The 9,999-nt window shown below is 45.6% G+C and carries 8 protein-coding genes and 1 pseudogene; all 9 read left to right on the forward strand.

Features of this window, described 5'->3' with window-relative positions; all coding sequences use genetic code 11:
• Positions 1–368: 368 nt before the first annotated feature.
• A complete protein-coding gene (locus tag QT974_RS24505; protein WP_333471018.1) occupies positions 369–689 on the forward strand; it encodes a DUF433 domain-containing protein in 321 nt (106 codons plus the stop codon).
• Positions 690–795: 106 nt separating this feature from the next.
• Positions 796–1,122, forward strand: a complete 327-nt coding sequence (locus QT974_RS24510) for a DUF433 domain-containing protein (protein WP_333471019.1) — start codon at positions 796–798, stop codon at positions 1,120–1,122.
• 13 nt (positions 1,123–1,135) lie between these two features.
• Positions 1,136–1,351: pseudogene (locus QT974_RS24515) on the forward strand (DUF433 domain-containing protein); the annotation flags it as partial.
• A gap of 194 nt (positions 1,352–1,545) precedes the next feature.
• Positions 1,546–4,074 carry a protein-arginine deiminase family protein gene (locus tag QT974_RS24520; protein ID WP_333471020.1) on the forward strand — a complete coding sequence of 843 codons (2,529 nt, stop codon included), beginning with the start codon at positions 1,546–1,548 and terminating at the stop codon, positions 4,072–4,074.
• 174 nt (positions 4,075–4,248) lie between these two features.
• Positions 4,249–4,518 (forward strand): FitA-like ribbon-helix-helix domain-containing protein, encoded by a 270-nt coding sequence (locus tag QT974_RS24525; RefSeq protein ID WP_333471021.1) that lies wholly within the window; start codon positions 4,249–4,251, stop codon positions 4,516–4,518.
• A complete protein-coding gene (locus QT974_RS24530; protein ID WP_333471022.1) occupies positions 4,515–4,967 on the forward strand; it encodes a type II toxin-antitoxin system VapC family toxin in 453 nt (150 codons plus the stop codon). Before QT974_RS24525 ends, QT974_RS24530 begins: the two co-directional genes overlap by 4 nt.
• A gap of 109 nt (positions 4,968–5,076) precedes the next feature.
• The gene (locus tag QT974_RS24535) at positions 5,077–5,400 is read left to right on the forward strand and encodes a DUF433 domain-containing protein (protein ID WP_333471023.1); all 324 of its coding nucleotides are present in this window, start codon (positions 5,077–5,079) and stop codon (positions 5,398–5,400) included.
• Between the two features lie 318 nt (positions 5,401–5,718).
• Complete coding sequence (locus tag QT974_RS24540) at positions 5,719–6,864, forward strand: hypothetical protein (RefSeq protein ID WP_333471024.1); 1,146 nt, start codon at positions 5,719–5,721, stop codon at positions 6,862–6,864.
• 85 nt (positions 6,865–6,949) lie between these two features.
• Complete coding sequence (pruA, locus tag QT974_RS24545) at positions 6,950–9,925, forward strand: L-glutamate gamma-semialdehyde dehydrogenase (RefSeq protein ID WP_333471025.1); 2,976 nt, start codon at positions 6,950–6,952, stop codon at positions 9,923–9,925.
• Positions 9,926–9,999: the final 74 nt, after the last annotated feature.

Genomic DNA, 9,999 nt, shown 5'->3' on the forward strand with positions numbered 1-9,999 from the left:
CCCCCTAAATCCCCCTTAAGAAGGGGGACTTTGAAAAGACTCTTGTCCCCCCCTTAAGAAGGGGGACTTTGACTGCACTCTTCCCCCTTATGTCGGGGGACTTTGACTGCACTCTTGTCCCCCCCTTCTTAAGGGGGGCTAGGGGGGATCTAGATTTTGTGGACTCACAGAAAAACATCGGGCGGGGCGGGTTTACAATATAATTAGTTTGAAACAATTATGGTTGGTAAAACCCGCCCCTACGAGATTGCAAATTATTCGATCGCGAATCAACGAATAAATTGAAGCAGCGATCGCTAGAAATGAGGAAGCCTAAAACATGGCGGAAATTGGCTATAATCTAGATAATATATTCCTGCATCGCACTTATGACTATACAAGAATTAGAAACTCAAGTCTCAACCTTAAATCCGGTTGATAAAGCTAAACTGATCGGCATCCTAACTCAAACTTTAACCAACGGTTCTCTAGGCATTAAAAAGACTCCCGGTGTGTGCGGAGGCGATGCTTGTATCGGCAATACTCGCATACCAGTTTGGTCTCTGGTGTGCGATCGACGTTTAGGTGCTTCCGATGGTATCATCCTAGAATCATTTCCCGATCTAACCGCCGCTGACTTGGTAAATGCCTGGGCTTATGCTGATGCTTACCCACAGGAAATTGAACAAACAATTAGAGAAAATGATTGAGATAGCAAACAATGACACTGAAAGAAAGTGAAAAAAAGCCGATCGCCAAATCTAGATTTAAGCTAAAATATTAAACATATATTCCCCCAAAAAATAGGAATAAATTATGACCATCACCGAATTAAAAATCGATCTAGCATCCTTAAATTCAGCCGATAAAGCAGCAGCTATAGAAATTTTACTTCAAACCTTAAGCACTGGTGCTATAGGCATTAAAAAGACTCCCGGCGTGTGTGGCGGCGATGCCTGTGTTGGCAATACTCGCATACAAGTTTGGGTACTTGTGGGTTATCGCCGTCTCGGATGCAGCGATGCTGAACTTTTTAAGTGCTATCCCCATTTGACTGCGGCTGATTTAGTCAATGCTTGGGCTTATGCTGATGCTTACCCAGAAGAAATTGAAACAGCAATCATAGAAAATGAGGAAGCCTAAAATATGGATTTAAAAAACTGCGGGCGTGTGCGGTGGCGATGCTAGAATTGCCAAGACTCGCATACCTATTTGGTCGATGGTAAATTATCGCCTTCTCGGTGCAAATGATGTGCGGATTTTGCAAGACTTTCCTCACTTGAGTGCAGCGGATTTGGCGAATGCTTGGGCTTATGCTGAGGCACACCCAGAGGAAATTGAACAAGCAATTAAAGAAAATGAAGCAGCATAAAACATGGCGCGAATTTGCTATAACAAGACTTACGGACTCCGACAAAGAAACCGGGTTTTTATCGAATATATGAACAGCAACGAAGTATTTTCGTAAAAAACCCGGTTTCTGGGCCCATCCAAAAACCCTATAATTAAATCCCCCATTGCTCCCAAGATTAGGTAAAATCATTTGGGTGTCTGAGGATTAACTATATGCGCTGGGTTCGATATGTGGCGATCGCGATCGTCAATGCTTTCGGTGTCGTCATCGGTATAATTTGGGTTGCTATCCCTACGACAGTGGCTCAACCTACTCTAAACTACAAACTCGCACTCTCCCCGCGAGTGCCCGACGGCGACACTCCGCAATCGCTCCCGGAACTCTACAAATTGCGCGATCGCCTCAAGGTACAATTAGATAAACTTGCCCAAACTCCCGACAGCAGTCTGTTTTCTCCCGAATATTGGCAACCAGAAAGCCCCAGCCACCAATCCCAAACTCTGACGCAGCAACTCCAAAACCTTCAAAATCAGATTGAAATCGAAAAACAAGCCAAAAATAACTGGGACGAAGCTGCTAGATTAGCCTCCCAAGCCGTCGTAATCGGACGCACTTCTAAAGCCGATCCCGCTACTTGGGAACAGTCGCAACGCTTTTGGCAATTGGCTATCAATAACCTCCGACTCATTCCCCACGGTTCTTTTTTGGCTGAACGGGCGATCGACAAAACCATCGAATATCAAGGAAATCTCACTCTCGCTACCTACGAATGGCAAGTAGCACGTTCTACACAGAAAATTAAAGCCGAGGAAGAACAGGTAAGAGAAATTGCCAGAAAAGAGCAAGAGAAAATAGAATTTGCTCGCCGCGAAATTGAGAGAAAAGAACAAGAGAAACAAGAACTCGCCCGCAGAGAAATAGAAAGACAAGAATTTGCAAGGCAAGAATTAGTCCGCAAAGAACAAGAAAAACAAGAACTTGCCCGCCAAGCAAAAGAAAGGGAAGAATTAGCACTAAAAGAACTTACAAGACAAGAATTAGAAAAGCAAGAACTCGCCCTAAAAGAACAACAAAGACAACAATCAGAACTCAATCAACAACCAACTCCTCAACCAACTCCCGAGTCAACCGCAACCGCAACTCCCACCCCAGTTACGCCCGCCGCGTCGCAGACCAACTTCTTCTTTGCGGGAGATACTAACAGAGACGGCAACATTAATCAGCTAGATGAAGCTGGAAAAGAACAATGGTCATTGTCAAGCGGCGCGCTGATTGCGTTTAGCGATCGCAATAACGACGATCGCCGCAGCAAAATACCTACTTGGCAACAAACCAAAGTTAGCGTCCCCCGCCGCGCAGCTATGCTTTCTCAAGTCAACTTAATCCTGTCTGAAAGCTTCAAAAAATCTCAATTATTTATCACGGCTGACAGCATTGGCAGCCCTCATATCAGCGTTTTCCAGAAAACAGGTGACGGCTGGAAACCTGTAGATATATCCGGTAATAAACCACTAATTTTTAGCACGAATATTGTTTTAGGTGTGGAAGCAAAACAATTTGCCGATCGCAATTGGAACGGCACTGTTAATCTCAAAGCAACTGCCGAAAATAACGGTCAACAAATCGCCGCCGCCACTATTCAAATTGGCGTTAGTCCTTGGATTATGCCCGCTAATACCGCACCAGTTACCGAAGTTCAGGTCAGTGACCGAGGTTCGGCAAACAGTGAATTTATCTCGCAACTAAAACAAGCTGTAGAACCCACAGGCGCTCAAGTGAAAATTATTCAGGGCGATAATGCTTGGATGCAAGACAATCATAAAAATGGCTACGTTCAAGTTCCCAACAAGTCGAAATTAGGTCAAGTTAACGTAGCAATTAAAAGCAATCGTGAGTCAGATAAAAATCAGTCTACTAAATCAAATCAAGAGCGGGATTTAAGAGTATTCAAAATTGGCAATCCTCGCTCTTTAGACCCGGTAAATCAGTGGTCTGATGGCTACGGCAATTTGCAGGTGACGCCGCCGATTCCCGGACACCCAATGGGTCGAGTTTATTACGGAAATTCGGGAAATGCTGGTTTTAATCCTGACGTACTTGATTTTATTCAAGCTCAAAGAATTCAAGGCCCAGCGGTCGATATTGATACTTCTTGGCTTTTGACTCGCCAAGTCGATGAAATTATCAATTTTATTCCCAGTCAAATTCCCGGAAAATATATAATGGCGATCGCCAGTCCAGAAGCCGGAGTTAAGTTATTGGAAGAATTGGCGAAAAAAGGGTACGGTGATGTTACAATCAATCGCGGCTTGAGCACTGAAACTACAGTCAGGGCTGCCTTGAATAATCCTGCTTTAATTCAACACAATCTCAATTTGCAAAAGCAGAAACTTAATCCGATTCTAGAGAAGTTGAAAAAAGAGTTTTCCCTCGCAGACGACCAAATCGTTCAGGTTCCAGCGATGTTTGGCTACAGCGGTTATGCTTGGTGGCCGAATATGGTGAATTCGGTGCCTGTTAACGGCAAGTTGTTAGTTTCCAATCCCCGCGGGGCACTGATTGATGGTAAGGATTACACTCAGGAAAGATTGCGCCAATTGCTGCTGCCTTTCGGTGTAAATGTTAGTTTCCTTGACGATAGGTACTATCAAGAACTTAGAGGGAATGTGCAGTCGGCTACGAATACTGTGAGGAAGCCAGAAGAGCAGCCTTTTTGGCAGTCTTTGCCTAATAATTACTAATTGGGAATCGGGAATCGGGAATCGTCATTTTGTAGGGGCGGGTAAACCAGCCAATACTCGCCTGTAACGAACAATCTCGTAAACCCGCCCCCACCCAACCGTAAATCTCAATATACCCCCTAAACTCGCCTCCCTATGCTAATATTTAGGGAAACTATGCTAGGAGTTTAAGAGATGGCTACCCTGCAAATAGAAAATATACCAGAGGAATTGTATACAAGGCTGCAAGAGTTGGCAGATGCTCAAAACCGCTCGATTAGTGCATTTGCGATCGCCATTTTAGAAGCCGAGTTGTCAACAAAGAAAAAACCCCTTTCAGAACAACGTAAAAAGTCTGTAACAGAACTATTGGCCGAAATCAGCCGCCGTCGCGAGTCTCGTCAGGCAAATATGGGGATGATATTAGATAGTACCGCTTTAATTAGAGAGGATCGCGACAGATGACCAATCCTGTGAGGTGTGTAGTCGATGCTAGCGTGGGGATTAAGCAATTTATCCCCGATCCGCTGTCATCTAAAGTCGTTCAATTATTTACCCATCTTGAAATTCCACAGACTGAAATATTTGTACCATATCTGTTTTATATTGAGTGTGCAAATATTATCTGGAAGTATGTCCGTGCTGGACTTTATGCTGCTGCTGACGTTCCAATAGATTTAGCTAATCTTAGAGGTTTATCGTTGCGTACAGTATCTAGTGCTGAACTGATTTTAGATGCAACGAATATCGCCTTAAATTATGGAATTTCCGCTTATGATGGCAGTTACGTTGCTCTTTCACAGCAAGTTGGCGCGCCTTTACTAACTCTAGATCAAAAGCTAGTCAGAGCTTTAATAGGTACATCTTATGATGTTCGCTCGTTTAACGATTTCGATGTACCAACACCGCCTTAGCCTTAGCTTTATACGCAATTAATTAACTTGTTTATTATTGTCACCCAAAAAAAGCCCGATCGCTATAATATACATAGGACATTCTCAGCAGCCAAACCCGCGCTCAACTATGACACTAAAAGAATTAGAACCGCAACTGCTTTCCCTGACTCCGCCTGAGAAAGCTCAAGCAATACAGATATTAGCTCAAAGTTTAGCCAACACCTGGCAGGGAATTGAAAAAACTCCCGGTACTGTTGGCGGTAATGCCAGGATTGCAGGGACTAGAATTTCTGTTTGGGGATTGGTAGAGTCTCGCCGATTAGGTGCAACTGACGCTCAACTTTTAGAAGATTATCCGCATCTTAGTGCTACCGATTTGAAAAATGCTTGGGCTTATGCTAAGGCATTTCCTGACGAAATTGAAGCAGCAATTAAGTTGAACGATATATAGCAGTTGACAGTTGACAGTTGACAGTTGACAGTTATAGAGTAGGGGAATCAAACCGTTGATGCTAGAGGTATCCTCGGTTTTATTGATGAGTTTATTTCTCTCAATACCGATGTGGCGGTTGCTATAGATTGAGGTTTTAAAAGTTGGTAAATTTGCGATCGCCCCAGCCGACAGATTTCTCATAAAACTGGCTTGTAGTGAGGACTTCAGTCCTCATTGGTAGCGGGATGCTCGCGCGCTCAGCATCATTGCGCCATCACCGGATTTAATATAAAGTAAAATGTCTAAAAGCACTATTTGTACAGGAAATTTAACCCTATGAGTAACGAACAGGAAAAAAATCAAATTTTGATTCAGCAACCGGAAACATTTTTTACTGACAGCGATGAGTTGGCGAATACTGTCATTACCAGTCCCCATCCAACTTCCGAAGCAGCAGAAACTTCCGCTGAAATTCCCCCAGTTGAAGATGCTTTAACAGCAACTTCCCAACCCTACGAAAGTTCTACAGAAAATCTCCACACTGAAGATGCTTTAACAGCAACTTCAGCACCCGCTGAAACTACAGAAAATCTCCCCAGTCAAAATGTTTTAGTAACTTCAGAACCCGCTGAAAATTGTACAGAAAATCTCCCCAGTAAAAATGTTTTAGCAGCAACTTCAGCACCAGCAAAAAAAAATGATGAAATTGCCAGATCCGCAGATATTTCACCGACAAGAGAACCAACAAAAATAATTCCAATAGGCGCCCATAATGTGCCAGAAACCAATCAACTCGTAGGTGATTTATCTCCTACAACTGACACAATAAATTCCGCTCGCAAACCAACTCGAATCTGGCAAATCTTGGCAGTCTTTCTCAGCGGAATGTTAGTCGGTTCCACGCTCAGTATCGGCAGTTTGCTCGCATGGAGAATGTATCAAGAAAGAGCGAACATTCAAATCAGACTGCCTTCCGACGTACCCCTCCCCGAAAGCCCTCCACCTGTCCCAGCAGCGCGCGCCTACCGCCAGCCCGGAGTGGGCCCTGCACCCCAGCAGACACTGCCCGCCACGATCGCACCGTCGCAGACTCCGACTCAAATACCATCCCTGTCTGGCGTTCCGCAACTTGCTTCCCCCTCACCGTCACCTGCTCCTGCGGCGTCTCCCGCTGCGGTGGAAACCCCTGTAACTGAACGAGTTAGCTTTCCCGCCGGTGCTACCGGAACTACTCTCAGCAATAGTTTGCGAGCGAATATATCCAAACGCTACTTGCTAGAATGCAATAGCGGCCAAAGCATGACAGTAAAGGTGCAAGAAGGTCAAGTTAGTGCAGATATTATTGCTCCTAACGGTGAAAAAGTAGGTACTGTTGATAGCACAGGTCAGTGGCAAGGTCAACTAGCCAGCAGCGGCGATTATATTATTGAAATTTCGGGCGATCGCCAAGCAAACTACGGAGTTAAAATTGAAGTCAAATAGCAAGTATAATTTTATCAGGGGGTAGTTGCACAATACATCAACCCGCCCTGGTTGCCAATTACCCATTACCAATTACTAATTACCAATGGTCGCACAAGTATCTCCAAACATCTACGAAGCCAAGACTCAGGAAATTGCTAAAGAAATCCTTAAGGCAACTCAAGACAAAAAGCGATCGTTTTTCGGTCAACTGCAAGACCAAATGCGCTGGGACGACAAACTGATGGATTGGGCAATGGCGAACCCCGGACTGCGGGTGCAATTGTTTCGATTTATTGACTGTTTGCCGGCACTCCGCAGCAAGCCGGAAATTGCCCGCCACTTGCAAGAATACCTGACTGTGGAAGAGGTAGAATTGCCGGAAGCTTTGAAAAAATTGCTCAGTTTTACTAACGCTGATTCGATTCCCGGACAATTGGCGGCGACGACGGTTGCGCCTGCTGTAGAAACTTTGGCGCACAAGTATATTTCTGGGGAAAATATCAAGCAGGTAATTAAAACCTTAGAACGACTTCGCAAAGATAAAATGGGTTTTACAGTTGACCTTTTGGGGGAAGCTGTGATTACTGAAACTGAGGCGGAAGTTTATCTGAATCGCTATTTGGAATTGATGACCCAATTGAGCAGTGCAGCTAAGAATTGGTCGCAGGTAGATGCGATTGATAAGGCTGACGGCGAAATTTTGCCGCGAGTGCAAGTATCCGTCAAGTTAACGGCTTTTTATTCTCAGTTCGATCCGCTGGATGCGAAAGGCAGCGAGGAAAAAGTTAGCGAGAGAATTCGCCTGTTATTGCGGCGCGCTAAAGAGTTGGGTGTGGCTGTTCACTTCGACATGGAACAGTACGCCTACAAGAGTTTAACTCTCAGCATTCTCAAAGACTTATTGTTAGAGGAAGAGTTCCGCAGTCGCACAGATGTCGGAATTACAATGCAGGCATATTTGCGCGATAGCAAACAAGATTTGCAAGGCATTATTGCTTGGGCAAAAAAACGTGGAAATCCGGTAACGGTGCGTGTGGTGAAAGGCGCTTACTGGGATCAAGAAACAATTAAGGCGATGCAGAAGGATTGGCCGCAGCCTGTCTACAATGACAAGGTTGCTACGGATGCAAATTTTGAGCAGATGACTCAGTTACTGCTGGAAAATCACGAATATTTGTATGCTGCGATCGCAAGTCATAACGTTCGATCGCAAGCCAGGGCGATCGCGATTGCCGAAACTCTCAATATACCGCGCCGCCGCTTTGAAATGCAAGTGCTCTACGGTATGGGCGACAAACTGGCTAAGCTTTTAGTCGATCGCGGTTATCGCGTCCGAGTATACTGTCCCTACGGCGATTTGCTCCCAGGAATGGCTTATTTGATCCGCCGTTTGCTGGAAAATACCGCCAACAGTTCGTTTATCCGGCAAAGTTCCGAAGAAATGCCGATCGAACAATTATTAGCCGCCCCAGTCGCCAATGGCAACGACCAGATAGCTTACAGCAAAGTCTTTCCAAACGTCGCCGATACCGACTACGCCAATACCAAATTGCGGCAACAAGCAGAAGCAGCCATCAAATCAGTGCGCGCCAACCTAGGTAAAACGTATTTGCCGCTAATCGATGGCGAGTACCAAAACACCGAAACAACAGTTAATTCCCTCAACCCTTCCAATCCCGCAGAAGTAGTCGGAAAAATCGGATTGCTGTCTGAAGAACAAGCCAAACAAGCCCTAGAAGCAGCCAAAGCAGCCTCCACAAGTTGGCGAAAAACCCCCGTCCGCCAGCGCGCCGGAGTCCTCCGCAAAGCCGCAGAATTGATGGAACAACGGCGCCACGAACTATCAGCTTGGATGGTGTTTGAAGTCGGCAAACCCGTTAGAGAATGCGATGCCGAAGTCTCCGAAGCCATTGATTTTTGTCGCTACTATGCCGACGAAATGGAACGGTTGGAACAAGGGCAAAATTACGACATCCCCGGAGAAACCAACCGCTACACCTATCAGCCGCGCGGCATTTCTCTGATTATTTCCCCTTGGAATTTTCCCCTGGCAATTCCCGTCGGGATGACAGTTGCATCGCTAGTTGCAGGTAACTGTACTTTACTCAAACCTGCGGAATTTTCTACAGTAATTGCTGCAAAAATAGCGGAAATTTTGCTAGAAGCTGGCATCCCCAAAGGCGTTTTTCAATACGTACCTTGCAAAGGTTCAACCGTCGGCGCTTACATGGTGAAACATCCCGACGTTCACATGATTACCTTCACAGGTTCTCAGGAAGTTGGCTGTCAGATTTATGCTGATGCTGCGATTTTGCGGCCAGGCCAAAAACACCTGAAGCGAGTAATTGCGGAAATGGGCGGCAAGAATGCAATTATTGTCGATGAAAGTGCGGATTTAGACCAAGCAGTTGCTGGCGTAGTTTATTCTGCCTTTGGATACAGCGGTCAAAAATGTTCCGCTTGTTCGCGAGTGATTGTGGTCGAGTCGGTGTACGATGCTTTTGTGGAAAGATTGGTAGAAGCCACGCGATCGCTCAATGTCGGCCCAGCCGAAAATCCCGGCACTCAAGTCGGGCCTGTCATCGATGCTACGGCGCAGTCGCGCATCCGCGAATACATCGAAAAAGGTCGCGCTGAAGCTAAGATAGCCTTAGAAATGGCCGCGCCGGAAACTGGTTATTTTGTCGGCCCAGTGATTGTGACGGAAGTAGCGCCGACTGCGACTCTCGCCCAAGAAGAAATTTTCGGCCCAGTTTTGTCGGTGATTCGGGCTGATAATTTCAACGAAGCGATCGCAATTGCTAACGATACGAATTTCGCTTTAACTGGTGGATTGTATTCTCGCACGCCTTCGCATATCGATCGCGCCGCATCCGATTTTGAAGTCGGAAATTTGTACATCAATCGCGGAATCACGGGCGCTGTGGTATCGCGCCAACCCTTCGGAGGATTCAAACTTTCGGGAGTTGGTTCCAAAGCGGGCGGCCCGGATTATTTGCTACAATTCCTGGAACCTCGTAATATAACTGAAAATATTCAGCGGCAAGGTTTTGCACCAATTGAAGGAGTAGACGATTAGTCAGTTGACAGTTGACGATTTGTAGGGGCGAAGCATTTCGGCAGTAAATCTCTGATTCTCACTCATAAGTTATG

This window comes from Microcoleus sp. BM001215392 (assembly GCF_036700185.1).
Lineage (GTDB): Bacteria > Cyanobacteriota > Cyanobacteriia > Cyanobacteriales > Microcoleaceae > Microcoleus.